Annotated in this window: 26 protein-coding genes; 10 read left to right on the forward strand and 16 right to left on the reverse strand. The window is 69.1% G+C overall.

Translation table 11 applies throughout. The features are described from left to right. Positions 1–80: 80 nt before the first annotated feature. From ACSSVZ_RS07610 to ACSSVZ_RS07650, 9 genes are all read right to left on the reverse strand, one after another. Positions 81–887 carry an alpha/beta fold hydrolase gene (locus ACSSVZ_RS07610; protein WP_453969191.1) on the reverse strand — a complete coding sequence of 269 codons (807 nt, stop codon included), beginning with the start codon at positions 885–887 and terminating at the stop codon, positions 81–83. Beyond that, positions 884–1,945 (reverse strand): branched-chain amino acid ABC transporter permease, encoded by a 1,062-nt coding sequence (locus tag ACSSVZ_RS07615; protein ID WP_453969192.1) that lies wholly within the window; start codon positions 1,943–1,945, stop codon positions 884–886. The genes ACSSVZ_RS07610 and ACSSVZ_RS07615 overlap by 4 nt, the downstream gene beginning before the upstream one ends. A gap of 10 nt (positions 1,946–1,955) precedes the next feature. Next, positions 1,956–2,984 carry a branched-chain amino acid ABC transporter permease gene (locus ACSSVZ_RS07620; protein ID WP_453969193.1) on the reverse strand — a complete coding sequence of 343 codons (1,029 nt, stop codon included), beginning with the start codon at positions 2,982–2,984 and terminating at the stop codon, positions 1,956–1,958. Continuing rightward, positions 2,981–3,706, reverse strand: a complete 726-nt coding sequence (locus ACSSVZ_RS07625) for an ABC transporter ATP-binding protein (protein ID WP_453969194.1) — start codon at positions 3,704–3,706, stop codon at positions 2,981–2,983. The genes ACSSVZ_RS07620 and ACSSVZ_RS07625 overlap by 4 nt, the downstream gene beginning before the upstream one ends. After that, positions 3,699–4,466 carry an ABC transporter ATP-binding protein gene (locus tag ACSSVZ_RS07630; protein ID WP_453969195.1) on the reverse strand — a complete coding sequence of 256 codons (768 nt, stop codon included), beginning with the start codon at positions 4,464–4,466 and terminating at the stop codon, positions 3,699–3,701. The genes ACSSVZ_RS07625 and ACSSVZ_RS07630 overlap by 8 nt, the downstream gene beginning before the upstream one ends. An 82-nt stretch (positions 4,467–4,548) precedes the next feature. Further along, a complete protein-coding gene (locus ACSSVZ_RS07635) occupies positions 4,549–5,736 on the reverse strand; it encodes a substrate-binding domain-containing protein (protein ID WP_453969196.1) in 1,188 nt (395 codons plus the stop codon). Positions 5,737–6,159: 423 nt separating this feature from the next. Next, positions 6,160–6,801 carry a maleylacetoacetate isomerase gene (gene maiA, locus ACSSVZ_RS07640; RefSeq protein ID WP_453969305.1) on the reverse strand — a complete coding sequence of 214 codons (642 nt, stop codon included), beginning with the start codon at positions 6,799–6,801 and terminating at the stop codon, positions 6,160–6,162. Then, a complete protein-coding gene (locus ACSSVZ_RS07645; RefSeq protein ID WP_453969197.1) occupies positions 6,801–7,490 on the reverse strand; it encodes a fumarylacetoacetate hydrolase family protein in 690 nt (229 codons plus the stop codon). Before ACSSVZ_RS07645 ends, maiA begins: the two co-directional genes overlap by 1 nt. Before the next feature lie 148 nt (positions 7,491–7,638). Then, entirely contained in the window at positions 7,639–10,389 is a 2,751-nt protein-coding gene (locus ACSSVZ_RS07650; RefSeq protein WP_453969198.1) for a benzoate-CoA ligase family protein, read from the reverse strand. 112 nt (positions 10,390–10,501) lie between these two features. Here ACSSVZ_RS07650 and ACSSVZ_RS07655 point away from each other — a divergent pair, with 112 nt between their 5' ends. From ACSSVZ_RS07655 to ACSSVZ_RS07700, 10 genes are all read left to right on the forward strand, one after another. Then, the gene (locus tag ACSSVZ_RS07655; RefSeq protein ID WP_453969199.1) at positions 10,502–10,912 is read left to right on the forward strand and encodes an acyl-CoA thioesterase; all 411 of its coding nucleotides are present in this window, start codon (positions 10,502–10,504) and stop codon (positions 10,910–10,912) included. 14 nt (positions 10,913–10,926) lie between these two features. Beyond that, on the forward strand, positions 10,927–11,745 hold the full coding sequence (locus ACSSVZ_RS07660) for an IclR family transcriptional regulator (RefSeq protein WP_453969200.1): 819 nt from the start codon (positions 10,927–10,929) through the stop codon (positions 11,743–11,745). A gap of 153 nt (positions 11,746–11,898) precedes the next feature. Beyond that, complete coding sequence (gene hpaR / locus ACSSVZ_RS07665; protein ID WP_453969201.1) at positions 11,899–12,453, forward strand: homoprotocatechuate degradation operon regulator HpaR; 555 nt, start codon at positions 11,899–11,901, stop codon at positions 12,451–12,453. A 91-nt stretch (positions 12,454–12,544) separates the two neighbouring features. Further along, entirely contained in the window at positions 12,545–12,952 is a 408-nt protein-coding gene (locus ACSSVZ_RS07670; RefSeq protein ID WP_453969202.1) for a 5-carboxymethyl-2-hydroxymuconate Delta-isomerase, read from the forward strand. Positions 12,953–12,988: 36 nt separating this feature from the next. Then, on the forward strand, positions 12,989–14,506 hold the full coding sequence (gene hpaE / locus ACSSVZ_RS07675; RefSeq protein ID WP_453969203.1) for a 5-carboxymethyl-2-hydroxymuconate semialdehyde dehydrogenase: 1,518 nt from the start codon (positions 12,989–12,991) through the stop codon (positions 14,504–14,506). Positions 14,507–14,736: 230 nt separating this feature from the next. Continuing rightward, on the forward strand, positions 14,737–15,717 hold the full coding sequence (gene hpaD / locus ACSSVZ_RS07680; RefSeq protein WP_453969204.1) for a 3,4-dihydroxyphenylacetate 2,3-dioxygenase: 981 nt from the start codon (positions 14,737–14,739) through the stop codon (positions 15,715–15,717). Next, positions 15,714–16,592, forward strand: coding sequence for a fumarylacetoacetate hydrolase family protein (locus ACSSVZ_RS07685; protein ID WP_453969205.1), 879 nt, complete (start codon positions 15,714–15,716; stop codon positions 16,590–16,592). Before hpaD ends, ACSSVZ_RS07685 begins: the two co-directional genes overlap by 4 nt. A 228-nt stretch (positions 16,593–16,820) precedes the next feature. Then, positions 16,821–17,825, forward strand: a complete 1,005-nt coding sequence (gene eutB, locus ACSSVZ_RS07690) for a hydroxyectoine utilization dehydratase EutB (protein ID WP_453969206.1) — start codon at positions 16,821–16,823, stop codon at positions 17,823–17,825. After that, positions 17,815–18,807, forward strand: a complete 993-nt coding sequence (locus ACSSVZ_RS07695) for a cyclodeaminase (RefSeq protein ID WP_453969208.1) — start codon at positions 17,815–17,817, stop codon at positions 18,805–18,807. Before eutB ends, ACSSVZ_RS07695 begins: the two co-directional genes overlap by 11 nt. 61 nt (positions 18,808–18,868) lie before the next feature. Continuing rightward, complete coding sequence (locus ACSSVZ_RS07700; protein ID WP_453969209.1) at positions 18,869–19,168, forward strand: putative quinol monooxygenase; 300 nt, start codon at positions 18,869–18,871, stop codon at positions 19,166–19,168. Positions 19,169–19,202: 34 nt separating this feature from the next. Here ACSSVZ_RS07700 and argE read toward each other — a convergent pair whose 3' ends face one another. The 7 genes from argE to ACSSVZ_RS07735 all read right to left on the reverse strand — a co-directional run bounded on the left by argE (position 19,203) and on the right by ACSSVZ_RS07735 (position 26,006). Next, entirely contained in the window at positions 19,203–20,354 is a 1,152-nt protein-coding gene (gene argE, locus ACSSVZ_RS07705) for an acetylornithine deacetylase (protein WP_453969210.1), read from the reverse strand. Positions 20,355–20,357: 3 nt separating this feature from the next. Continuing rightward, positions 20,358–21,560, reverse strand: coding sequence for an ectoine hydrolase DoeA (gene doeA / locus ACSSVZ_RS07710; protein ID WP_453969211.1), 1,203 nt, complete (start codon positions 21,558–21,560; stop codon positions 20,358–20,360). A 132-nt stretch (positions 21,561–21,692) separates the two neighbouring features. After that, positions 21,693–22,472 (reverse strand): aspartate racemase/maleate isomerase family protein, encoded by a 780-nt coding sequence (locus tag ACSSVZ_RS07715; protein ID WP_453969212.1) that lies wholly within the window; start codon positions 22,470–22,472, stop codon positions 21,693–21,695. Between the two features lie 25 nt (positions 22,473–22,497). Further along, a complete protein-coding gene (locus ACSSVZ_RS07720; RefSeq protein ID WP_453969213.1) occupies positions 22,498–22,932 on the reverse strand; it encodes a universal stress protein in 435 nt (144 codons plus the stop codon). 10 nt (positions 22,933–22,942) lie between these two features. After that, entirely contained in the window at positions 22,943–24,229 is a 1,287-nt protein-coding gene (locus ACSSVZ_RS07725) for a TRAP transporter large permease (RefSeq protein ID WP_453969214.1), read from the reverse strand. Positions 24,230–24,240: 11 nt separating this feature from the next. Next, the gene (locus tag ACSSVZ_RS07730; RefSeq protein WP_453969215.1) at positions 24,241–24,873 is read right to left on the reverse strand and encodes a TRAP transporter small permease; all 633 of its coding nucleotides are present in this window, start codon (positions 24,871–24,873) and stop codon (positions 24,241–24,243) included. 107 nt (positions 24,874–24,980) lie between these two features. Continuing rightward, positions 24,981–26,006 carry a TRAP transporter substrate-binding protein gene (locus tag ACSSVZ_RS07735; protein ID WP_453969216.1) on the reverse strand — a complete coding sequence of 342 codons (1,026 nt, stop codon included), beginning with the start codon at positions 26,004–26,006 and terminating at the stop codon, positions 24,981–24,983. Positions 26,007–26,036 lie beyond the last annotated feature (30 nt).

Below are 26,036 nucleotides of genomic sequence, written 5' to 3' on the forward strand. Positions count from 1 at the left end.
TGGCTCCGCGCGTAGCGTTTCCAGGCGAGGTGGGTGCCGGTTCGCTGTCCAGACGCGGGGACTCCACCCGACGCTGACTGTCAGGCGCCGGCCGCAAACCGCCGCAGCATCGCGGCGAACGCGTCCGGTTCCTCCAGATGCGGCGAGTGGCCGGACGCCGCGAACGTCTCGATCCGGGCGTCCGGGATGGCGTCGGCCTGGAAGCGGGCGACGTCGGCGCCGTAGATCCGGCTCTTCGCGCCGTGGGCGATCACCGTCGGCACCGTGAGGCGTGGCAGCAGCGGCCGGAAGTCCTGGGCGGCGAGCGACGTCCACATGGCGGTCATCGCGGCCGGGTCGTCGCGGCGGATGTCGGCGAGCAGCGCCGCGATCGCCGGGTCCTTCGGCGCGATCCCGTCGGCGAACATGTTGCGGGTCAGGGCGGCGGCATAGGCCGACCAGTCCGTCCGCATCAGGCGCAGCGCGAGCGCGTTGCGGGCCGCGTCGAAGCCGCCGGAGATGCCGAGCTTCCAGCCCTCGTCGTTGAGGATCTTCGCCGTCATGTCGAGCACGACGAGGCCGCCGATGCGCGACGCCCCGTGGCGCTCGATCAGGGAATAGGCGACGTGGGCGCCCATCGACCAGCCGACGAGCACGACGTCGGAGAGGCCGCGGTCGGCCAGCAGGCCGGCGCAGGCATCGGCCGCCGCCTCGATGGTCAGCGCCGGGCCGGCCATCCCCGTTCCGCCGTGCCCCGGCAGGTCGGGGGCGAGGCCGTGGAAGGTATCGGCGAGCGCCGCCATGGGTGCGTCGAAGAAGCCGCCGTGGCAGCTCCAGCCGTGCAGGAACAGGATCGGCCGCCCGGTCCCGGTTTCGCGCAGGTGCAGGCCGCCGGACCGGTCGCTCACCCGGTGCGCCCGCGCAGGCGCCCGACGATGCCGGTCGGGAAGAAGTAGACGGAGAGGATGAACAGCACGCCGAGCCACAGCAGCCAGCGGCCGGGATCGAGCAGGTCCGGCACCAGCGGCAGCGCCGCGGTGGCGTCCGAGGCCGCCCCCATCAGGTTCTGCAGATAGGTCTGGGCGAGGATGAAGAGCGTCGCGCCGATCACCGCGCCGTACATGGTCCCCATGCCGCCGATCACCACCATCAGCAGGATGTCGATCATGATCTCGAACGACAGGGTGGTCGCCGGCCCGGTGTAGCGCAGCCACACCGCGATCAGCACGCCGGCGAGCGCCGCCATGGCGGCCGACAGCACGGTGGCGGCGGTGCGGTAGAAGACGACGCGGTAGCCGATCGCCTCGGCGCGGAAGGCGTTCTCGCGAACCGCCTGGAGCACCCGCCCGAACGGCGAGTTGACCATCCGGAGCATCACCAGGAACAGCACCGTCGAGGCGACGAAGACGAAATAATAGAGCAGCAGCTTCCCGTCGATGCGGACGCCGAGCACGCGGTCGTCCAGGAGCTTGAAGGCCGGGCTGAACACCTTCGGAATGGCGTAGTTGAGGCCGTCCTCGCCGCCGGTGAGGCCCGATGTCTGGGAGACCAGCACCGCGAAGGCGCTCGCCACCGCCAGCGTCACCATGGCGAAGAAGATCGCCTTCACCCGGAGCGAGAACAGCCCGATCAGCAGGGCGAGCAGCATCGCGACGGCAACGCCCGCGAGCCCGCCGACGATGATCGCGCCGAAGCTCGGGCCCATGGCGGAGATGGCGATGGCCACGCCGTAGGCGCCGATGCCGAAGAACATCGTGTGGGCGAACGAGACGATGCCGGTGTAGCCGAGCAGCAGGTCGTAGCTCGCCACCAGCACGATGAAGATGCAGATGCGCGCCGCCGTCTCCACCGACCGTGTGCCGGGGAACAGGAACGGCGCGAAGGCGAGGCAGACGAAGATCGCCAGCAGCACGATCGCGAGGACAAGACTGCCGGGCCGGTCGCCGGAGAGAAGCCGGGTGATCATCGGGCCGGCCTCACTTCGCCTTGACCACGGGGAACAGCCCCTGTGGCCGCCACATCAGGACCGCCATCATCAGGACGATCGTCGAGACCAGCGCGAACTTCGGCACCAGAAACGCCGCGTAGTTGGAGAGCAGCCCGACCAGCATGGCGCCGATGAAGCAGCCGCCGACCGAGCCGAGGCCGCCGATGATGACGACGATGAACACCAGCACCATGATCTCCGAGCCCATGTGGGCGGTGATGGTCTGCTGGTAGAGCCCCCACATCACGCCGCCGAGGCCGGCCAGCGCCGAGCCGGCCATGAACACGCCCAGGAAGAGCCGGCGGATCCGGTAGCCGAGCGCCTCCACCATCTCGCCGTTCTCCACGCCGGCGCGCACCAGCAGGCCGATCTTGGTGCGGTTGAGCACGAAGGTCATGGCGAGGAACAGGGCGACGCCGATCACCACGGCGAGCAGCCGGTACTTCTCGATCAGCGCGTTGCCGAGGATGAACGAGCCCTGCAGCGATTCCGGCCGCGAGATGTGCAGCGCGTCGGGGCCCCACACCACGTAGATGAGCTGCTGGGCGATGATCAGCCCGCCCATGGTCACCAGGATCTTCTTCAGGTGGCTGCCGTAGACCGGCTTCACGATTACCCGCTCGAAGCCGTAGCCGATCAGCGCCGTGGCGGCCATCGCGACCAGGATGGCGATCAGCACGGCGGCGAGGTTGAGCAGCACCGAGGGATCGGAGGTCCAGCCGGCGAGCCAGCCGAGCACCGAGAAGCCGACGAAGGCGCCGACGGTGACGAACGCGCCGTGGCCGAAATTGATGACGTCCATCAGCCCGAAGACGAGCGTCAGGCCGGAGGCCATGATGAAGATCATCATGCCCATCGCGAGGCCGGCGACCGTCAGCGTCAGCCAGGTCGACGGGCTGCCCATGGCGACGAGGCCGAGGAGCGCCAGCACCGGCACCAGCGCCAGCGGCGCGTGCGTCTTCACCCGGTCCTGCAGGCTCGGCCGTTCGATGGTGGGGCGGATGGCGGTGTCGCTCACTGGTGCGCCTCCAGGCTCAGGCCCATCAGCCGCTCCTGCAAGGCGCGGTCGGCGGTGAGCGCCGCCATCTCGCCGGTGTGCAGAATGCGGCCGTCGTCCATCACCGACACGGTGTCGCCGACCCGGCTGGCGAGCTGGAAGTTCTGCTCGACCAGCAGGATGGTCGTTTCGGTTTCCTTCAGGTCGACGAGCGCCTTGCGCACCGAGCGGATGATGGCCGGCGCCAGCCCCTTGGTCGGCTCGTCGATGAGGATCAGCCGGCGCGGCTCGATGATCGCCCGGGCGATCGACAGCATCTGCTTCTGGCCGCCGGAGAGGTTGCCGGCCGGCATGTCCCAGAAGGTCTTCAGCGGCGGAAACAGCGCGAACAGCCAGTCGAGACGGGCCGGATCCATCGGGCCGGAGGTGGCGGCCAGGTAGACGTTCTCGCGCACCGTCAGGTCGGAGAAGATGCCCATGCTTTCCGGCACATAGGCGATGCCGAGCCGGGCGATGTCGGGGGTGGCGAGCGCGGTGATGTCGCGGCCGTCGAAGCGGATGGTGCCGGCGGAGGCCCGCCACAGCCCCATGATGGTGCGCAGCGTGGTGGTCTTGCCGGCGCCGTTGCGGCCGAGCAGCATGGAGACGCCGCCGGCCGGCACCTGGAAGGTGACGCCCTGGAGGATGTGGTACTGGGCGATGTGGGTGTGGACGCCGTCGAGCGTCAGCAGCGCCTCAGGCATCCTCGGCCTCCACGCCCAGATAGGCCTGCTGGACGATCGGCGAGGCGATCACCTCGGCCGGGTCGCCGTCGGCGACCAGCTGGCCGTTGTGCAGCACCAGGATGCGGTCGGCGAGCGAGCGGATGACGTCCATCTTGTGCTCCACCAGCAGGATGGTGCGGCTGGGATCGGCCTTCATGGCGGTGATCAGGTCGAGGATCACCGGCACCTCGTCGACGCTCATGCCGGCGGTCGGCTCGTCGAACATCATCACGTCCGGGTCCAGCGCGATCAGCAGCGCCACCTCCAGCTTGCGCTGGTTGCCGTGGGAGAGGGTGGCGACGGTCTGGTCGGCGACGCTGTCGAGCCGCACCTGGGCGAGCACGTGGTCGGCCTTCTCCAGCAGCTCGGTGTGGCTGTCGGCCATGGAGAACAGGTCGAAGCCGCGGTGCGCCTTCGCCTGGATGACGAGGCGCACGTTCTCGCGCACGGTCAGGTCGGGAAACAGGTTCGTCAGTTGGAAGGCGCGGCCGATGCCGCGCCGGGTGCGGGCGGCGACGCCGACGCGGGTGATGTCCTCGCCGTTCAAGAGCACCTGGCCGCGGGTCGCGGCGAGCTGGCCGGAGATCAGGTTGAAATAGGTGGTCTTGCCGGCGCCGTTCGGGCCGACGATGGCCGTCAGCGTGCCGCGCGCGAACGCCGCCGAGATGCCGTTGACGGCGACGTGGCCGCCGAAGCGGATCGTCAGGTCACGGGTCTCGAGGACCGGATGTTCGCTCATGGCGGGGTGCTGCTCGATCGGGGGAAAGACGGGGGCACCGGACGGCTGAGGCCGACCGGTGCCCCGGAGCGCGAGCCGTGGATCAGTTGCGGACCGGGATGTCCATGTCCTCGATCTTCAGCTCCTTCACGAGCACCGGGATCCCCCAGGCGACGTCGTCCTTCACCTCGATCTTGAAGTGGTACATGGACTGCAGCGCCTGATGGTCCTCCTTGCGGAAGATCATCGTGCCCTTGGGCGTGTCGAACTCCATGCCCTCCATCGCCGCGATCAGGTCGTCGGTCTCGGTGGACCCGCCGGAGGCCTTGATCGCCGCGACGATGGCCATGCCCGCCGCCATGCCGCCGGCGGTGAAGAAGTCGGGCGGCTGGCCGTAGCGCGCCTGGTGCTCCTTCACGAGCCAGTCGTTCACCGGGTTCTTCGGGATCTCGTAGTAATAGTAGGTCGCGCCTTCCATCCCCGGCAGATCCTTGTAGGCGGCCATCGCCGCCAGGATGTTGCCGCCGGTGGCGATCTCGATGTCGAAGCGTTCCGGCGCCATCGCCTTGATCTTGCCGATCGGGTTGTTGCCGCCGGCCCAGATGACGAACAGGAACTTGCGGCCGTCCTCGCCCTTCAGGGCATCGAAGATGCGCTGGGCGGAGGCGGTGAAGTCCTGGGTGTCGGTCGGCACGTACTCCTCGAAGACCAGCTCGGCGCCGGTGCCCGCAAGCGCGTCCTTGAAGGCGGCGACGCCGTCGCGGCCGAAGGCGTAGTCCTGGGCGAGCGTCGCGATCTTGACGTTCTCGCCGCCCAGCGCGACGGCGTTGGCGATCGCGTCCTGGGAGGAGTTGCGGCCGGTGCGGAAGATGTAGCGGTTCCAGTTGGCGCCGGTGATGGAGTCGGCCACCGCCGGCTCGACGAGCAGCACCTTCTCGTATTCCTGGGCGACCGGCAGCATGGCGAGCGCCACGCCCGACGACACGGGCCCGACCGCGATGTCGACCTCGTCGTCGCCGTAGGCTTCGGCGAGCGCGGCCTTGCCTACGTCCGGCTTGCCCTGGGTGTCCTTCTCGATGACCTCGATCTTGCGGCCGTCGATCTCCATGGTGCCGTCGGTGGCGTATTCCAGCCCCATCATCAGCCCGATGTTGGACTGCTTGCCGTAGGCCTCGAGCGCGCCCGTCTTGCCGTAGACGTGGGCGATCTTGACCGGATCGGACTGGGCCGAGGCGTGTGTCGCGGCGAAGACCAGTGCGGCCGCGGCGGCGGCAGCGATCAGGCGTTTCATCTGGAACCCTCCCTGGTGAATGTCCGTCGGCGTCCCGCTCCCGCAGGCACGGGGCGCCCCTTCCTGGACGAACCGGTCGGGCTGGACACCACGCGGTCCCGCATCGCCGGTTTTCCCATTATGACGCATGATTCATGTTTCATGTCAATCGAGGCGCGGGCCCGCTGCGCGGTCGGTCCGGCGCCATCCTGGCGGCGTTCGACGGCAGCAGGATGAAGGTCGCGCACGGCGCCCGGGGCGGTGCCGGCATGCCGCCGAGGATGGCGCCGGATCCACCGCGCGCCGGCAGTCTTCCGAGCGGGATGAGGAAACGTGGGAACCGCCAGTCCGCCCCGCCCGGAACGACAAACGGCGGCGCGAGAGGCGCCGCCGTCGGGTCGGAGAGGGGGCCGGCCGCTTGAGAGCGGGCCGAGTGGTCGAGTGCTAGAGGTCGTTGTCCGGCTGCTTGGCCGGATGGGCGTCGGCGAAGGCCGGCAGCGCCTCGCACGCGGCATGCACGTCGCGCACCCGCGGCATGGCGGAGAGGTCGACGCCGAAGCGCTCGGCCGAGAACACCTGCGGCACCAGGCAGATGTCGGCGAGCGTCGGCGTGTCGCCGAAGCAGAACGGGCCGTCGTTGGCTTCGCGCGCGAGCAGCGCCTCGCAGGCGGCGAGCCCGTCGCCGATCCAGCGCTGGCACCAGGCGTCGGCGCCCGCCTGATCCTGACCGAGCTCGCCCTTCAGGTAGGCGAGCACGCGCAGGTTCTGCAGCGGGTGGATCTCGCAGGCGATCACCTGGGAGAAGGCGCGGATCTTCGCCCGCATCTCCGCATTGCCCGGCAACAGCTTCGGTTCCGGGTGCGTCTCGTCCAGCCACTCGATGATGGCGAGCGACTGGGTGAGCACCGTGTCGCCGTCGACCAGCGCCGGCACCAGGCCCTGCGGGTTGAGGGCGCGGTAGTCGTCGGACTTCTGCTCGCCCTTCCTGAGGTGCACCGGGCGGAAGTCCACCTCGATGCCCTTCAGGTTGAAGGCGATGCGGCAGCGGTAGGCCGACGAACTGCGGAAATATCCGTAGAACGTCATCATTCGGCGTCACCGATGGTCAGCGAGATCGGCGCGAGGCCGTCGATGCCGCCGTTCAGCACGTCACCGGCCACCACCGGGCCGACGCCCGCCGGCGTGCCGGTGTAGATCAGGTCGCCCGGGATCAGGTGATAGTAGCCCGACAGGTGGCTGACGATTTCCGGCACGTTCCAGATCAGCTCGGTGAGCTTGGCGTCCTGCTTGGTCTCGTCGTTGACCGTCAGCCAGATGCGCTGGCGGCCGATCTCGCCGAAGTCCGCGGCCTTGGTCATCTCGCCGATGACGGCCGACTTCTCGAACGACTTGCCCAGGTCCCACGGGCGGCCCTTCTCGCGGGCGGCGAGCTGCAGGTCGCGGCGGGTCATGTCGAGGCCGGCGGCGTAGCCGTAGACGGCGTCCTGGGCGGCCTTCGTGTCGACCTTGAACACCGGCTTTCCGATCGCCACCACCAGCTCCATCTCGTAGTGGAAGTTCTGGGTGCCGGGCGGGTAGGGGATGGTCGCGCCGGTGTGGACGATCGCGCTCGCCGGCTTGGTGAAGTAGAACGGCGCCTCGCGGTCGACCTCGAAGCCCATCTCGGCGGCGTGGGCGGCGTAGTTGCGGCCGACGCAGAAGATCCGGTGGACGGGATAGGCCGACGCCTCGCCCTTGACGGGGACGGCCGGGGTGGTCGGAACGTCGAACAGCATTGCGGTCTCCTCGTTTGCCGCCCGGCCCCGCGGTATGGCTGGGCCGAATGCAAGGCGGACGGCAGGAACACGTGAACGGATAGGCGGTTCGTCCTCGCCTAAATGCGTCATTTCGGTGGAAACGGAAACCGGGAACGTGATCCCGGCGTCAGTTGCGGGGGCGGGCGAGCGCCTGCCGGTCGATCTTGCCGGTGCCGGTCTTCGGCAGCTCGGCGACGTACTCGACGATGCGCGGATACTTGTAGGCGATCAGCACCTGCTTGACGTGGTCCTGCAGCAGGCGCGTCTCCTCCGGGCTCTCCGCATGGCCGTCGCGCAGCGCCACCACGGCGCGCAGCGTCATCCGCCGGTCCTCCAGCTCGTGCGCCAGCACCGCGCACTCCTGCACGTGCGGATGCTCGTTCAGGCAGCGCTCCACCTCCAGCGGCCACACCCACTGCCCGGACACCTTGATCAGGTCGTCGGCGCGCCCCTGGAAGAAGTAGAAGCCGTCCTCCTCGACGAAGCGGTCGCCGGTGTAGATCCAGTCGCCGCGCATCGTGCTTTCGGTGGTCTCCGGCCGGTTCCAGTAGAGCGGCGCGGAGGAGTTGCCGCGCACCCACATGACGCCCTCCTGGCCCGGCGCGACGTCGGTGCCGTCGGGATCGCGCAGCGCCACCTCGTAGCCCGGCACCCGCTTGCCGGCCGAGCCGAGGCGCTGTTCGTCGATGGTGTTGGAGAGGTAGACGTGCAGCATCTCGGTGGAGCCGAGGCCTTCCACCGGCCCCTTGCCGGTGAGCTCCTTCCAGGCGTTGAAGACGTCGGCCGACAGGATCTCGGCGGCCGACACCGACAGGCGGATCGACGACAGGTCCCGCTTCGCGATGCTGTCGGCGCGCGCCAGCGCCGTGTAGAGCGTCGGCAGCCCGAACAGCACCGTCGGCTTGAACGCCTCGATGACGTCCAGCACCCGCTCCGCCTCCGGCCGGCCCGGCATCAGCACCGCGGACGCGCCGACCGAGAAGGGGAAGGTGAAGGCGTTGCCGAAGCCGTAGGCGAAGAAGATCTTCGGGATCGAGAAGCACACGTCGCCGGGCGCCAGCTTCAGGATCGCCTCGGCGTAGGAGGCCTGGGTGTAGGCCATGTCGTGGTGCAGGTGCACGATGCCCTTGGGCCGGCCCGTCGAGCCGGAGGAGTACATCCAGAAGGCCATGTCGTCCGGCCCGGTGTCGGCCGCGGCAAGCGTCTCCGGCTGGCCGGCGAGGAAGGCGTCGGCGTGCTCGAAGCCGTCGGCGAGCGCGCCCGATCCGTTGACGACGATGGTGCGCTCCAGCCCGTTTGCCCGCATCTCCGGGTCGTCGAACATCGCGCCGAGCGACGCCTCGCAGAGCGCGATGCGGGCGCCGGTGTCGGCCACGAAGAAGCGCAGCAGGTCGGGCGTCGCCTGGGTGTTCAAGAGCACCGGCACGAAGCCGGCGCGCACGGCGCCGAAGAACGCCGCCGGGTAGGCCGGGGTGTCGTCGAGGAAGAACACGATGCGCTCGCCGCGCGCCAGCCCCGCCGCGACAAAGGCGTTGCCCCAGCGCGCCGCCTCGGCGCAGAGCGCGCGGTAGGTCAGCGTGCCGGCCGGGCCGGTGACGGCGACGGCGTCGGGGTTGCGGTCGAGGTTGTCGAACAGCGTGGCGCTGCAGTTCGGGTGGTCGCTACGGACGAAGCCGATCTCGCGGTCGCCGTCGGTCTCGCCGACCGGGTCGACGATCGCCGCCGCCGGCTCGTGGCCGCCCTTGGCCGCGCGGCCGGCGTCGATGGCCGCCATGAACCCCGGCGAGGCGGTGCGCAGCCGCTCCAGGTCGACCCGCCCGGAGCGGGTGATGTAGGCGAAGGCGAAGTCGAGGGGATCGAGCGTCATCCACTCGGGGAAGCGGTCGTACCAGAGCGCCGAGGTGTTGGCGGCGTCGACGATCTTCCGGGCGATCGGCGGCCTGATCGCCTGGTAGGCGGCGAGCGCCGCCTCGACGCTGTCCTCCTCGCGCAGGGCGCGGACCAGCGCGATGGCGTCCTCCATGGCGAGCCGGGTGCCGGAGCCGATGGAATAGTGCGCGGTGTGGACGGCGTCGCCCATGAGCGCCCGGTTGCCGGACACCCAGTTTTCGCACCACAGCCGCGGAAAGCGCCGCCAGATGGAGTTGTTGGCGACCAGCGGATGGCCCTTCAGCGTGTCGGCGAAGATCTCCTCGCAGACACGCGCGGTGGCGGCCTCGTCGAGATCGGCGAAGCCGTAGGCGTCGAACGTCGCGGCGTCGCACTCGACGATGAAGGTGCTCATGCCCGGCGCGTAGCGATAGTGGTGGGCGTTCAGCGTGCCGCGCTCGGTGGCGCGGAAGGTCTGCGTCAGCGTCTCGAATGGCAGGGTGGTCCCGAACCAGGCGAAATGATTCTCGAAGGGCTCGACCGACGGCTTGAAGGCCGCTTCGTCGGAGGTGCGCACCAGCGAGTTCAGTCCGTCCGCGCCGATGACGAGGTCGGCCTCCAGCGTGTCGACGCTCTCGACCCGGTGGTCATAGACAAGCTCCACGCCAACGTCGCGGGCGCGCGCCTGCAGGATCATCAGGAGTTCGAGGCGTCCGATGGCCGAAAATCCGACGCCGTCGATCACCACCGTTTCGCCCTTGTGGACGAGGGTCATGTTCTGCCAGCGCTCCATCTCGGGCGTGATCAGCGCATGGGTCTCGGGATCGTCGGCCTTCAGGAAGTCGAGCGCCTGGGCGGAGAACACCACGCCGAAGCCGAACGTCGCGTCGGCTGGGTTCTGCTCGGTCACCCGGACGCGGGCCTCCGGAAAGGCTTGCTTGAGCAGGATGCCGACATAGAGTCCGGCCGGCCCGCCACCCAGAATTTCCACGTGTGCAAGCGATGTCACCCTGATCCTCCCAGATGCCTTATTGTCCCGCGGCATTCGGGTGGACCATAGTTTCCAGTTGCATATGATGCAATTGGTTCCGATAGATGAAATTCACGGAAAGAGACCGTCGATGTTCCAGACGTCCCACACGATCCGCTTCGGGGACTGCGACCCGGCCGGAATCGTCTACTACCCCAACTATCTGCGCTGGTTCGACGGCACCTTCCATGCGCTCGTCCGCAGCCGCGGGCGCGGCCACGGCGATCTCTGCGCCGAGCTCGGCGTGGTCGGCATGGGGCTGATGGAGGTGGGCGCGAAGTTCCGCTCGCCGGCCACCGACGGCGACGCGCTGACCATCACGGTGGCGCCCGCTGAGTGGACCGATCGCTCGGTCCGCTTCGCCTATCAGGGCCATGTGGACGACCGGCTGGTGCTCGACGGCTTCGAGGTGCGCGGCCTGTTCGTGCGCAACGGCGACCGGCTGAAGCTCGCGTCGGTGGCGCCGCTGAAGGCCTATCTCGCCCTGCCGGCGGTGGCGTGAGGGCAGGCGCGGCGATGGGCAGGTCCGCTCAGGGACGCGACGCGAACGGCGACGGCGCGGGCGAGGCCTCCGGCGGCATCCAGTCGCTGGATGCCGCGCTCAGGGTGCTCGTCGCCATGGGGCGCCTCGACGGCCCGGTCGGCCTGACCGAACTCGCCCGCGCCTGCGACATGCCGGTGCCCAAGGTGCACCGCTACCTGGCCTCCTTCCTCCACGCCGGCCTGGTGCGCCAGACGGGGCGGTCGGGAAAATACGACCTCGGCGCCACCGCCATCGAGCTCGGCCTCGCCGCCCTGCACCGGCACGACTTCTTCAACTGGGCCGCCGACGATCTCGCCGGGCTCGCCGCCGAGACCGGCCGCACCGCGCTGCTGGTGGTCTGGGGCAACGCCGGGCCCACGGTGGTGCGCTGGGAGCGCGCGACCACCTTCATCGTCACGGCGCTCGGGCTCGGCACCACCATGCCGCTGCTGTCGTCGGCGAGCGGCCGCATCTTCCTCGCCTACCTGCCGGACACGGTGCTGGCGGCCCAGCTGCGGCGCGAGCTGCGCCGGGTGCAGGGCCGGCCCGAGCTGGTCCCCGACATGACCCCCGACGCCAAAGGCGCGAAGGCGCTGGCGGAAAAGGTGCGGGCCGCCGGCCACGCCACCATCGACGGGCGCTACATTCCGGGTCTGGTTGCCTCCGCCGCGCCGATCCTGGACTGGCAGGGCCAGGCGCAGGCCGCCGTCACCCTCATCGGCACCAACCCCGACGACATCGCGCCCGGCTCGCCGGTGATCGAGGCGCTGACGGCGTTCTGCCGCCGCCACTCGGTGGACAAGGCGCCGTAGCGCGCGGGCGTCACCCGGACCGGTTATGTGGTCGCCCGATGGATCGTCCGGGAATGGCGCGGCTCCATTAACGTGTTAAGAGGCAAGGGTCCGGATCCGGCGGCCTTCGGGCCGCCGCCCCGCGCCTGCGTCGCCTTCATGGGAAACCCGTCGATGTCCGCTCCCCAACGGCCCAGCGTCAACGTCAAGCTGCGCAGCTTCTCGCGTTCGCTGCCCATGTCGCTGCTGCTCGCCCGCGAGGCGGTGATGAACCGGTTCCGCTCGTCGCTGCATCTCTTCAACATCACCGAGCAGCAGTGGCGGGTGCTGCGCGCGCTCAATTCGGTCGCGGAGATCGAGGTCACGGATCTCGCCAACGCCACCTCGCTGCTGGCCCCGTCGCTGTCGCGCATCCTGCGCGACCTGGAAGCGCGGAAGCTCGTCGTCCGCCGGCGCGCCCCCGACGACCAGCGCCGCGCGCTGATCTCCATCAGCCCGTCCGGCCTGACTCTCATCGACGCGGTGGCGCCCTATTCCGAGGAGATCTACGCCGAGGTGACCAGCGCCTTCGGGCCGGAGAAGATGGAGACCCTGCAGGCGCTCCTGAAGGACCTGACGGAAACCCTCAACGCGCTGCCGCCGAAGACCTACCAGGGCGGCGAACTGACCGACGCCCTCAGCGAGATCGTCGGCGAGCCCCATCGCAGGCGGTCGCGAACCGAGCGCTGACCGCGCGCGCCCGACCCCGCCGGAGCGTCGGCGGTTGACAGGTCAGGGCGCTATAGTTCACACGTTAATTAATAACCGGAAGAGGCCTCGCATGCCCCATATCTCGTTCGAGTACTCCGCCAATCTCGATGGCGATCTGGACATGCAGGGCTTCTGCGAGACGCTTCGGGCGGCCGCGGTGGCGACGGGCGTGTTCGAGCCGGCCGGCATCCGCGTCCGCGCCGTGCGCTGCGCCGACTACCTCATCGCCGATGGCCATCCGGACAACGCCTTCATCGACCTCTCCGTGCGGCTGCGCGGGGGGCGGCCGCTCGACATGCGCAAGGCCGCGACCCAGGCGATCTTCGACGCGGCGGAGACCTTCCTCGCCGATCTCTTCGTCCGCCGGCCATTCGCGCTCTCCATGGAGATGCGCGACATCGACCCGGACCTGGCGCCGAAGGCGAGCTCGATCCGCGACCACATGAAACGGCGTGAGGGCAGCCAGGCCGCCAGCTAGGCCGGGCCGCGGCGCATCGGAAACATCGGGAATCCCATGGCCACTTTGAACGACAATCTGGCGAAAGCCGAAACCTATCTCGCCCGCTTCCGCGACGGCGTCGTCCTGAACCAGATCGGCGGCGAGGCGGTTCCGGCCGCCGACGGCGCCACCTTCGAGGTGATCTCGCCGGTCGACCTTCAGAAGATCGCCACCGTCGCGCGCGGCGGTGCGGAAGACATCGACCGTGCCGCCAAGGCGGCCAAGGCCGCCTTCCCCGAATGGGCGGCGATGCCCGGCAAGGAGCGCAAGAAGCTCCTGCACAAGGTGGCCGACGCCATCGTCGCGCGCGCCGAGGAGATCGCCTTCGTCGAGTGCATGGACACCGGCCAGGCCCACCGCTTCATGTCGAAGGCGGCGCTGCGCGGCGCGGAGAACTTCCGCTTCTATGCCGACCGGGCGCCGGAGGCGCGCGACGGCCAGGCGCTGACCACCGAGGGCCAGTTCAACTACACCACCCGCGTGCCGCTCGGCCCGGTCGGGGTCATCACCCCGTGGAACACGCCGTTCATGCTGTCGACCTGGAAGATCGCGCCGGCGCTCGCCGCCGGCTGCACGGTCGTCCACAAGCCGGCGGAGCTGTCGCCGCTGACCGCCCGCCTGCTCGTCGAGATCGCCGAGGAAGCCGGCCTGCCGAAGGGCGTGTGGAACACCGTCAACGGCTTCGGCGAGGACGCCGGCCGGGCGCTCACCGAGCATCCGGCGATCAAGGCGATCGCCTTCGTCGGCGAATCCGCCACCGGCTCGGCGATCATGGCCCAGGCGGCGCCGACGCTGAAGCGCGTGCATTTCGAGCTGGGCGGCAAGAACCCGGTGATCGTCTTCAAGGACGCCGATCTCGACCGCGCGGCGGAAGCCGCCGTCTTCATGATCTATTCGCTGAACGGCGAGCGCTGCACGTCGTCCAGCCGGCTCCTGGTGGAGGCGGACATCTACGATGCCTTCACGGCAAAGATCGCGGAGAAGGCGCGCGCCATCAAGATCGGCCACCCGCTCGACCCGGAGACAGTGGTGGGCCCGCTCATCCATCCCGAGCACCAGAAGAAGGTGCTCTCCTATCTGGAGCTGGCGCGCGAGGAGGGCGCGACCGTCGCGCTCGGCGGCGGTGCGGCCGACGGGCCGGGCGGCGGCTGCTACGTCGCGCCGACGCTGTTCACCGGCGCCCGCCCCGACATGCGGATCGCCCAGGAGGAGATCTTCGGCCCGGTGCTCACCGCCATCCCGTTCAAGGACGAGGCCGAAGCGCTGGAGATCGCCAACGGCGTCGCCTACGGCCTCGCCGGCTACGTCTGGACCAGCGACGTCGGCCGGGCGTTCCGGGTGTCGAACGCGCTGGATGCCGGCATGATCTGGGTGAACTCGGAGAACGTGCGCCACCTGCCGTCGCCGTTCGGCGGCATGAAGGCCTCCGGCATCGGCCGCGACGGCGGCGACTACTCGTTCGACTTCTACATGGAGACGAAGAACATCGCGTTTGCCACCACCGAGCATCGGATCCCGAAGCTCGGCGGCTAGAGCATCGGACCCGAAAGTGGGATCCGGTTTCGGGAAGTGTCCGATGCTGACTTAAGACGCCCGCACCCGCCGATTGCGCTGGGTCAAATCCGGCGCCGGCCGCGGCTGCACAGTGGCGGATCCAACAGGGGGAGCGGCCGGCCGGAGAGGGTGGCCGCCTCCAGCAAGAGACAAGGATGCCGATCCGGCGCGAAGGCTCAGGCCGCGCGGGAGGCATGGGAGGGACTGAGATGCCGATACCTGCCCCGAACCTCTATCCGCCGTTCAACATCGTGCGGCTCAGCCACGTGGAACTGGCGGTCACCGATCTGGAAGCCTCGCGCGCCTTCTACGTCGACACGCTGGGCCTCCAGGTGACCGACGAGGACGACGAGACGCTCTATCTGCGCGCCATGGAGGAGCGCGGCCACCACTGCCTGGTGCTGCGCAAGGGGCCGGAGCCGGTGGCCAACGCGCTCGGCTTCAAGCTGTTCGACGAGCCGGACCTCGACCACGCCGAGCGCTTCTTCATCGAGCGCGGCCGGCCGCTCGAGTGGATCGATCGTCCGTTCCAGTCGCGCACCATGCGCACCAGCTGCCCGCAGGGCATTCCGCTGGAGTTCTACACCCGCATGGACCGGCTGCCGCCGATCCACCAGCAGTACAAGCTCTATCGGGGCGTCAAGCCGCTGCGCATCGACCACTTCAACGTCTTCTCGCCGGACGTCGACGAGGCGGTCGAATTCTACAACGACATCGGCTTCCGGGTGACCGAGTACACCGAGGACGAGGTGACCAAGCGCCTGTGGGCCGCCTGGACCCACCGCAAGGGCGGCGTCCACGACATCGCGTTTACCAACGGCCGCGGCCCGCGCCTCCACCACATCGCCTTCTGGGTGCCGACGCCGCTCAACATCATCGATCTCCTCGACCTGATGTCGACCACCGGCTACGTGAAGAACATCGAGCGCGGCCCCGGCCGGCACGGCATCTCCAACGCCTTCTTCCTCTACGTCCGCGACCCGGACGGCCACCGGGTCGAGATCTACTGCTCCGACTACCAGACCGTCGATCCGGATCTGGAGCCCATCCGGTGGGACCTGAAGGATCCGCAGCGCCAGACGCTGTGGGGCGCCGCCGCGCCCCGCTCGTGGTTCGAGGAGGGAACGTTGTTCGCCGATACCCAAGTCGTTCCGGCGCGCCTCGACGCCCAGCCGATCATCGCCCCATGAGCGAGATCCAGCCGAGACTCGCGGCCTTCTCCGCCGACGGCAAGGACCGCTACGGCCTCGTCCGCGCCGACGGCGTCGTCGACCTGTCCGCCCGCCTCTCCTACCCGACGCTGCGCGAGGCGATCGAGGCCGGCGTTCTCGCGTCGATGGCCGAGAAGGCCGAATCCCACCCGGCCGACTTCGCCGAAGCCGACATCGTCTACAAGATCCCGATCCCGGCGCCGGAGAAGATCATCTGCGTCGGCGTCAACTTCCCCGACCGCAACGCCGAGTACAAGGACGGCCAGGAGGCGCCGCCGAACCCGTCGCTGTTCCCGCGATTCCCGCGCAGCTTCGTCGGCCACGGCCAGCCGATCGTGCGGCCCACCGTCTCGCCGCAGCTCGACTACGAGGGCGAGATCGTCGTGGTCATCGGCAAGCCCGGCCGCCACATCGCCGAGGCCGACGCCCTCGACCACATCGCAGCCCTGTCGCTCTGCAACGAGGGCAGCGTCCGCGACTGGCTGCGCCACGCCAAGTTCAACGTCACCCAGGGCAAGAACTTCGACGCCTCCGGCGCCATCGGCCCATGGCTGGTGCCCTACACCGACGAGAGCCAGCTTGCCGACATCGCGCTCACCACCCGGGTGAACGGCGAGGTCCGCCAGCAGGACCGCACCAGCCGGATGATCTTCTCCTTCCGGCGGCTGATCTCCTACATCTCGACCTTCACCACGCTGGTCCCCGGCGACGTGCTCGTCACCGGCACGCCCACCGGCGCCGGCGCCCGCTTCGACCCGCCGCGCTGGCTGGTCCCGGGCGACGTCATCGAGGTGGAGGCGGACGGCATCGGGATCCTGCGCAACGGCGTCGTCGACGAGGCGGCGGCCGGCTGAGGCCGGCAGAGAGAGATCGTTCTGGCCGCCCGGCGATCCACCCCGCCGGGCGGCCGGCAAACAGAGGATTCTCCGGGCCTTCCGCGTTGACCTCGCCAAAGCGGGCGGCGATCCTCGGCCCCGGTGCCACCGTATGGTGCCGCCGCATGGTCCGGCCGCCCCGTCGGGCACCCCGGGCCGTTCCCCACCGACCGTGCGGCCAGACCAACGCTGCTCCGGAGACCCGATTTGAGCCTTTCGCTCGCCGACATCCTGGCCGCGCGCCGCCGCATCGCCGGCACCGCAGTGCGCACCCCGCTGGTGCCGTCGCCGCACCTCACGGCGCTGGCCGGCCACGACTTCCTCCTCAAGCTCGAGATCGGCCAGCCGACCGGCGCCTTCAAGCTGCGCGGCGCGACCAACGCCGTCTTCGGCCTGCCCGCCGACACCCCCGGCGTCACCTGCTGCTCCACCGGCAACCACGGGCGCGGCGTCGCGTACGCGGCGCGCGAGCGCGGCCTGCGCGCCGTCGTCTGCATGTCGGCGCTGGTGCCCCAGGCGAAGATCGACGGCATCAAGGCGCTCGGCGCCGAGGTGAAGATCGTCGGCCGCAGCCAGGACGAGGCCCAGGTGGAGGCCCGCCGCCTCTGCGCCGAAGAGGGGCTCGTGGAGATCCCGCCCTTTGACGACGCCCGCGTGATCGCCGGCCAGGGCACCATCGGCCTGGAGCTGATGGAGGACCGGCCGGACCTCGACATGGTGCTGGTGCCGCTGTCGGGCGGCGGGCTCGCCGCCGGCATCGCGTTTGCCGTCAAGACGATCAGCCCGGCCACCCGCGTCATCGGCATCTCCATGGACCGCGGCGCCGCCATGCATGCCTCGCTCCGCGCCGGCCGCCCCGTCGCGGTGGAGGAGGTGGCGAGCCTCGCCGATTCGCTGGGCGGCGGTATCGGCCTCGACAACCGGCTCACCTTCGAGCTCTGTCGCGCCCACCTCGACGACACACTCCTCGTCACGGAAGAGGAGATCTACCGGGCCATGCAGACCCTCTATTTCGAGGACCGGCTGGTCGCCGAGGGCGCCTGCGTGGTCGGCATCGCGGCGCTCCAGTCCGGCAGGCTGCAGGCGCGCGGGCCGGTCGCCACCATCATCACCGGCCGCAGCGTCGACATGGACGTGTTCACCCGCATCGTGACCGGCCGGGACGTGCCGCTCGGCGACCTGACCATCAAGGGAGCGCCCTATGCCCCATGACATCGTGATCGTCACCGAGGCGGAGCTGCGCGACGCGGTCGGGCTCGACCTGACGACCGTGGAGACCGTCGAGGCGGCGTTCGCCGCACTCGCCTCCGGCACCGTCGTCATGCCGCCGATCCTGTCGATGGCGATCCCGGCGGCGAACGGCGAGGTCGACGTGAAGACCGCCTACATCCCCGGCTTCGACGGCTTCGCCATCAAGGTCAGCCCCGGCTTCTTCGACAACCCGAAGCTCGGCCTGCCCAGCCTCAATGGGTTGATGATCCTGTTCTCGGCGACAACCGGCCTCGTCGAGGCGCTGTTCCTCGACAACGGCTACCTCACCGACATCCGCACCGCCGCCGCCGGCGCGGTGGCGGCGAAGCACATGGCGCCGCAGACGGTGACCACCGCCGGGGTGATCGGCACGGGCGTCCAGGCCCGGCTGCAGATCGAGGCGGCGCATCTGGTCCGGCCGTTTACGGAGGTGCTGGTCTGGGGCCGCGATGCGGCCAGGGCCGAGGCGTGCGCCGCCGACATCGGGGCAAAGCTCGGCGTGGCGGCGCGCGCCGAGGCGGACCCCGCGCGGCTGGTGGCCGACAGCCAGCTGGTGATCACCACCACGCCCGCCCGCGAGCCGGTGCTCAAGGCCGCGTGGCTGCACCCGGGCCTGCACGTCACCGCCATGGGCTCCGACCAGCACGAGAAGAACGAGATCGATCCCAAGGCGCTTGCCGACGCCGACCTCTACGTCTGCGACCGGGTCAGCCAGTGCGAGGCGCTGGGCGAGCTCCGGTCCGCGCTTGCCGCCGGCACCTGGACGGGTGCGCCCCCGCCGGAGCTCGGCGACGTGATCACCGGCAAGGCGGCCGGCCGGCGCGGCGATGCCGATGTCACCATCTGCGACCTCACCGGCACCGGCGCCCAGGACACCGCCATCGCCACGCTGGCGCGCACCGTCTGCGCCGAGCGCGGCGCCGGGTCCAGAATGTCCGTCTGAGGGGGCCGTTCGGCTCCGGGTCCCGCTTCCGTCCGGGGCCGATCCGCCCTATGGTGCCCGCATGTTGCTGATCGTCGGAACCGTCCGCCTTCCTGCCGAAAATCTCGCCGATGCGCGTCCCGTCATGAAACGGATGGTCGACGCGAGCCGGGCCGAGGACGGCTGCCTGGACTACGGCTACGCCGAGGACCTCTTCGAGCCGGGTCTCATCCACATCAAGGAGCTGTGGACCGACCAGGCCGCCCTCGACCGGCATTTCGCCACCGATCACATCGCGGAATGGCGCGCCGCATGGCCGCGGCTCGGGATCGGCGACCGCAACCTCCGCGCCTACGAGGTCGGCGAGCCGCGCCAGACCTGAGCGCCGCGCGACGCACCGATGGAGCCGTTCGCGCTCAGGCGCTGAGCTTGCGCCCGAGCCGGTCCAGCATGTCCAGGCAGAGCTGGAGCTGGTCGAGGGCGACGAACTCGTCGGGCTTGTGGGCCTGCTCGATGGAGCCGGGCCCGCACACCACCGTCGGGATGCCGGCCTTCTGGAACAGCCCCGCCTCGGTGCCGAACGACACCACGTCGACGGAATTGCCTCCGGTCAGCTCGCGCACCAGCCTCAGCGCCTCCGAATGGGGCACCGGCTCCAGCCCGTCCACCTCGCCGATGGTGTGGGTGACCACGCCCGCCTCCGGGTGCCTGCCGCGCATCTCCGGCACGATCTCGCCGTCCACGAAGGCATGGATCCGGTCGAGCGCGAATGCCGCGTCGCCGCCGGTCACCGGCCGCATCTCCCATTCCACCTCGCAGGCGTCCGGGATGACGTTGCGCGCCGTGCCGCCGCGGATCACCCCCGGCTGCAGGGTCGTCCACGGCGGGCTGAACACGCTGCCCGACGGCGCGCGGGCCTTCATCGCCTCGCCGGTCTCGGCGAGCTTGGCCAGGAAGCGCGCCGCGTATTCGATGGCGTTGACGCCGCGGTCAGGCTCCGAGGCGTGCCCGGGGATGCCGGTGAAGGCGGTAGTGTACTCGTAGCAGCCCTTGTGGCCCTCGATGATCCGCATCGAGGTGGGCTCGCCGATGATGCAGGTGGCCGGCTTCACCTCCCACTCGGCGAGCGCGGCCATCAGCGCCCGGGCGCCGAAGCAGCCGACCTCCTCGTCGTAGGTGAAGGCGAAGTGGATCGGCCGGGTGAGCCGGGCCTCGGCGAACGCCGGCGCCATCGCCAGCGCGCAGGCGATGAAGCCCTTCATGTCGCAGGTGCCGCGCCCGTAGATCAGCCCGTCGCGCTCCACCGCGGTGAACGGGTCGTCGGTCCATTCGCCGTCGGCCGGCACCACGTCGGTATGGCCGGACAGCACCACGCCGCCGGGCACGTCCGGGCCGATGGTGGCGAACAGGTTCGCCTTGCTGCCGGTGGCGTCCAGGGTCGTCCGGGTGTGGATGCCGAGCGCGGTCAGCGCCGCGCCCGCATAGGCGATCAGCTCCAGGTTCCCGTCCGCCGAGACGGTCGGGAAGCCGATCAGGTCGGCGAGGATCCGGCGGGTGTCGCCAAGCATGGATCAATCCTTGACGAAGATCTCGCGGGGATAGTTGGCAAGGCACTCCGCCGGGCCATCCTCCTTGATCAGGATGCTCTCGGTGATCTCCAGGCCCCAGTCGTCCATCCACAGCCCCGGCATGAAGTGGAAGGTCATGCCGGGCTCCAGGATCGTCTCGTCGCTGTCGCGGAACGAGATCGTCCGCTCGCCCCAGTCGGGCGGATAGGAGAGGCCGATCGGATAGCCGCAGCGCGCGGTGCGCTCGATGTCGTGGCGCTTCAGCACCGCGGCGAGCGCGTTGGCCACGTCGCAGGCCCGGTTGCCGGCCCGCGCCTGGTCGATGCCCGCTTCCAGGCCCTCGATCAGGGCGGATTCGGCGTCGCGGATGTTCGGCGGCGGCGTGCCCAGGAACACCGTGCGGCACAGCGGGGCGTGGTAGCGCCAGTAGCAGCCGGCGATCTCGAAGAAGGTTCCTTCGCCGGTCTTGAAGGGGCGGTCGTCCCAGGTCAGGTGCGGGGCGGCGGCCTCGGTTCCCGACGGCAGCAGCGGCGCGATTGCCGGATAGTCGCCGCCGAACTTGGCGCCGTCGGCCTCCGCCGCGCCCTCGATGCCGACCCGGTAGATCTCGGCGACCAGCTCGTTCTTCGGCAGGCCCACCTCGATCTTGTCCATGGCGGCGCGCATCATGCGCTCGACGATGCGCGCCGCGCGCCGCATGAAGACGATCTCGGCGGGCGACTTGCGGCCGCGCTTCCAGTTGACCAGACCCGTCGCATCGACCCCCTTGGCGTCCGGCAGGGCCTTGTTGAGGGCCAGATAGGCGGCGGCGGAGAAGTAGTAGTTCTCCAGCTCCAGCCCGATCCGTCCCTTCGAATAGCCGCGCTCGGTGAGCACGCCGCCGAGATGGTCCATCGGGTGGCGGTCGTTCGACTGAATGTAGATCTCCGGATAGCCGATGATCTGGTCGTCGGCCATGTAGACGCGCCGCCGGGCGCCGTTCGCATCCTGCTTGCGGCCCCACCAGATCGGGTCCTGATCGTGAAAGACCAGCACCGCCTGGTGCACGTAGAAGCTCCAGCCGTCGTAGCCGGTGAGCCACGCCATGTTGGACGGATCCACGACGACGAGAACGTCGACGCCGAGCTCGGCCATCGCGTCGCGCGTCCTCTTCAGGCGGCTGGAGTACTCCTCGCGGGTGAACGGCAGCGTCACGCCATCCGGCATTCTTCGAAGCTCCTCTGATGCCCGATCGCGACGATCGGGGCTGCGAACTCATGATCCTTGGTCTGGTGCCGCGCCCGCAGTGCGGTTCGCGTCAGTCGGCGGCCAGTCCGCGACGTCTGGCCGGAATGGGCGTCAGGACGGTGACAGCGCAAACAGCCGGCCGGCCCCGCCCGGGTCGGCCGTCAGCCCGGCGAAGTGGCGCATCATCCAGAGTGCGGCCTGATTGGCGGTGACGACGGGCTTGCCGAGCCGTGCTTCGAGTTCCGCCACGACATCGAGGGCGGGCAGGGCGGTGCATGAGACGAACACCGCGTCGGCCGCCGACACGTCGGCCCGGAGCGTCGCGTCCACGAGGCTTTCGGGCGAAATGCGCGCCATCGTCCGGTCGTCCTCGAAGCCGAAGCAGAGGGCGCTGGTGATCTCGATCCCGTGGGAGCCGAAATAGGCGATCATCGGCAGCGCGGTTGCCTCGATGTAGGGCGTCACCAGCGCCACCCGGCGCACCGACATCGCGTCGAAGGCAATGCGCGCGGCACGGGTCGGCGTGACGATGGGAATGCCCGGCTGGGATGCTCCGATGGTCCGGTCGATCGCCTCGTCGCCGATCACCGCGGACGCCGACGTGCACGCATAGTAGATCGCCGAAAGCGGCGTTCCCGGCGTCAGCAGCGCAGCGGCCGTCGCCAGCCGCGGCTCCATGTCGCGCAGGTTTTCCGGCGTGGTCGGGTTGTCGAAGGCGACGCGCGCGGCGTGCACGGCGACCTCGCCGGCCGGCAGCAGCCGCGCCGCGTCGATCTCGCTCCTGAGGTCGGTGGCGAGGAGCAGAAGCCCCAGCCGCGTCACCGAGGTGGACGGCACGAGGGCCAGGCTGTCGCTGGACAGCACCCTGGGGGCAACGCCGCGGGAAAGCATGCTGGGGTTCCGATCCGTTCCCGTGTCACACCACCATGACCGGACAGTGCGCGAGCCCGGTCACCTTGTGCGAAACGCTGCCGAGGAGATAGCCCTCGATGGAGCCGAGCCCCCGGCTGCCCATCACGATCAGGTCGACCTCGTGCTCGGTCGCGAAGGCGACCACGCTGCGGGCCGGCTGGCCGGCCTTGACGAAGGCGCGCGGCTTGATGCCCGCATCCACCGCGAGCCGCTTGGCATAGTCGGCCACGTCGCTGGCATGGCCGCGCATGATGTCGTCCATGTTGCCGGGGTCTTCCGGCCGGACCATCGAGAACGACGCCTCCAGCAGGCTGTGATGCCGGTAGATGGTCAGCAGCATCAGTTCGGCGCCGCAGAGCTTGGCGAGCTCGATCGCCTTGTAGAGGGCGCGCTCGGCACCCTTCGAACCGTCGTAGGGAACCAGGATACGTCGGAACATCGCCGCCCCGTCACTTGTTGAAGGCAAGATCGCGCAGGAACAGGGCGATCTGCGGGAAGAGGATGAGCGCGACGGACACGCCGAGCAGGATGATGATGAACGGCGGCGTGCCGCGGATGACTTCGATGTAGGGCCGCTTGAACACGGCTATCGCCGTGAAGATGTCGCAGCCGAACGGTGGTGTCGCCGAACCGATCGCCACCTGCAGGGTGATGACGACGCCGACCAGCACCGGGTCGAGGCCGACGGAGTTCACCACCGGGGCGAAGATCGGCACCAGCACCAGGATCACCACGATCGGGTCGACGAACATGCAGCCGATGAAGAAGGCGATCGAGATGACGAACAGCACGCCGATCGGCCCCATGTCGGCGACGCCCACGGACGACAGGATCTCCTGCGGGATCTGCGCGAACGAGATCACCCAGGAGAACGCCGCGCCGGCGGCGACCAGGATGAACACCACGGCGGTGATCAGGCCGGTCGACTTGGCGGTCTCGTAGAGCGCCTTCATGTTGATCGAGCGGAAGATCACCATCTCGAGGATCAGCGCGTAGAAGACGCACGCGGCGGCCGCCTCGGTCGGCGAGAAGATGCCGCCGTAGATGCCGCCGATGATGATGACCGGGAAGCCCAGCGGCCAGAGCGCGCGCTGGACCGCCCGGGCGCGCTCGCCCCACGAGGCCTTGGGCTCGGTCGGCACGTTGTGGCGGTACGCGTAGATCACGCTGTAGGCGGAGAACAGCACCAGGATCAGCAGGCCCGGGCCGACGCCGGCGATGAACAGTTCGGAAATCGAGGTGTTGGAGACGACGCCATAGATGATCATGCCGATCGACGGCGGGATCAGGAAGGCGATGTCGGAGGCGTTGACGATCAGCGCCAGCACGAAGCTGTCGTTGTAGCCGGCCTTCAGCATGCGCGGGCGCAGCGGCGAGCCGATCGCGACCACCGTCGCCTGGGTGGAGCCGGAGACCGCGCCGAACATGGTGCAGGCGGCGGCGGTGGAGACCGCGAGGCCCCCCTTCACGTGGCCGACGAAGGTCATCACCAGGTCGATCAGCCGGTTCGCCGACTGGCCGCGCGTCATGATGTCGGCGGCGAAGATGAACATCGGCACGGCGATCAGCGAGGCCGGCCGGATGCCGGCGAGCATCTGCTGGATCATCGTCTCAAGCTGGCCCATGCCGCCGAACAGCGAATAGAAGCCGATGAAGGCGCCGATGATCAGCGGGATCATCATCGGGAAGCCGAGCAGCAGCAGGACGATCATCACCGAGAAGATTGTGGTGGCCATGGCGGTTCTCCTCAGACCTCGACTTCGTCGTCGTCGTACCCTTCCAGGACGTTGGTGGAGAGGTAGATGTCGCGTTCGAGGAGGTTCTTGGCCGCCGTCAGGGCGTACTGCGCGCCGGTCATGAAGAAGCCGACGGGCACCCACAGATAGATCCACCACACCGGGATCTGCAGCGCCGGCAACAGCCGGCCGCGGCCGGCCTGGGTGAGGATGTAGCCGATGGCGTAATAGCAGAGCCCGAACATGAAGATCGCAGTGACCAGCGAGATCACCACCATCAGGATCTTGCGCACGTGCGGGGGCATCTCGTCGTAGATCGCCGACATGCGGATGTGGCGGCCGTGCCGCGCCGCGTAGCTGATGCCGGCGAAGGTGATCAGGATGATGAGGATGCGGTTGAGCTCTTCAGAGAAGAAGATGCTCTGCTGGAAGACGAACCGCCCGATCACGTTGGAGATCGTGTTGGCCGCCATCAGCAGCACGCCGCCGGCCAGCACCACCGCCTCGATCCGGCTGATGGCGATGTCGATGGTGCCGAGGACCCCCGGAAGCGACGACTTGTAGTCGCCGAAATCGGTTTGATCGGTCGAACTCGTCGCGGTCTTGCCGCTCGTTTCGGTTGTCGCGTCAGGGTTGTCGGTCACCGCATCGATCCCGGGCTGTGCAGGAAAAAGGGGCCCCGGACGCCCGGAACCGTCCGGATCGGTGCGATCCGGACGGGGGTGCTCCGGGCGGCCGGGGCTGGGCCGGACTACTGGGACTGGCCGGCGGCCTTCAGGTCGGCCTTCATCTGGTCGAGGATCTTCTTGCCGCTGTCGCCGGTCATGTTCACGAACGCCGCTTCCACGTCGTCCGCCGTCTCCATGAACGGCTTGCGCTCCTCTTCCGAGAGGATGTTGATCTGCATCGACGGCTTCGCTTCCTTGATCTTCTTCAGCGCCTCTTCCTGCAGGCTCTTCTGGTAGTCCAGGATGTAGGTGAACGCCGCGTCGGTGGCGTTGTTGATCATCGTCTGCTCTTCTTCGGACAGCCCGTCGAAGAAGTCCTTGTTGGCCATCACTGCGGTGGTGAAGTTGTTGTGGCCGATGCAGGTGACGACGTCGGTCACCTCATACATCTTGGTGGACTCGAGGAAGAACCCCGGGTTCTCCTGGCCCTGGATGATGCCTGTCTGCAGCGCTCCGTACACCTCGCCCCACGGCAGCGGCGTCGGCGTCGCGCCGAACGCCTTGTAGCTCTCCACCAGCAGCGGGTTGGTCATCACCCGGAACTTGACGTCCTCCAGGTCGGCCGGGCTGTGCACCGGCTCCTGGGTGGTCATGCAGACCTCGCCCTCCGGGAACATCGTCAGGAGTTCCAGCCCCTGCTCGGCGTAGAGCGGCGGGAACATCTCGTTGATCGCCTTGGAGTTGCGGAAGAACGCCTCCAGCGTCGCCTCGTCCTGGGGCAGCAGGTAGGGCACGAAGAACACCTGGGCCTCCGGGATCAGCGCGCCGGTGAAGCCCGGCGACTGGTCGACGAACTGCAGGATGCCGGCCTGGGCCTGCTCCATGATGTCGGCGGATTCGCCGAGCGTGCCGAACGGGAACAGCTGGATGGTGTGGTCGGAGTTGGCTTCCACCTCCTCCTTGAACTTCTGGGCGAACTTGCCCTGCACCTCGTCCATCGCCTCCTCGAAGGCGTAGCGCCACGTGGCGGCGTTGGCGCTTCCTGCGGCGCCGATCAGCAGGGCGCCGGCGGCAACCGCCGCAAGGGTTCGTGTCCGTCGCATTGTCATGTCGCTTTTCCTTCCGCGTTTGGGAGGCCG

Source organism: Amorphus sp. MBR-141, assembly GCF_053628695.1.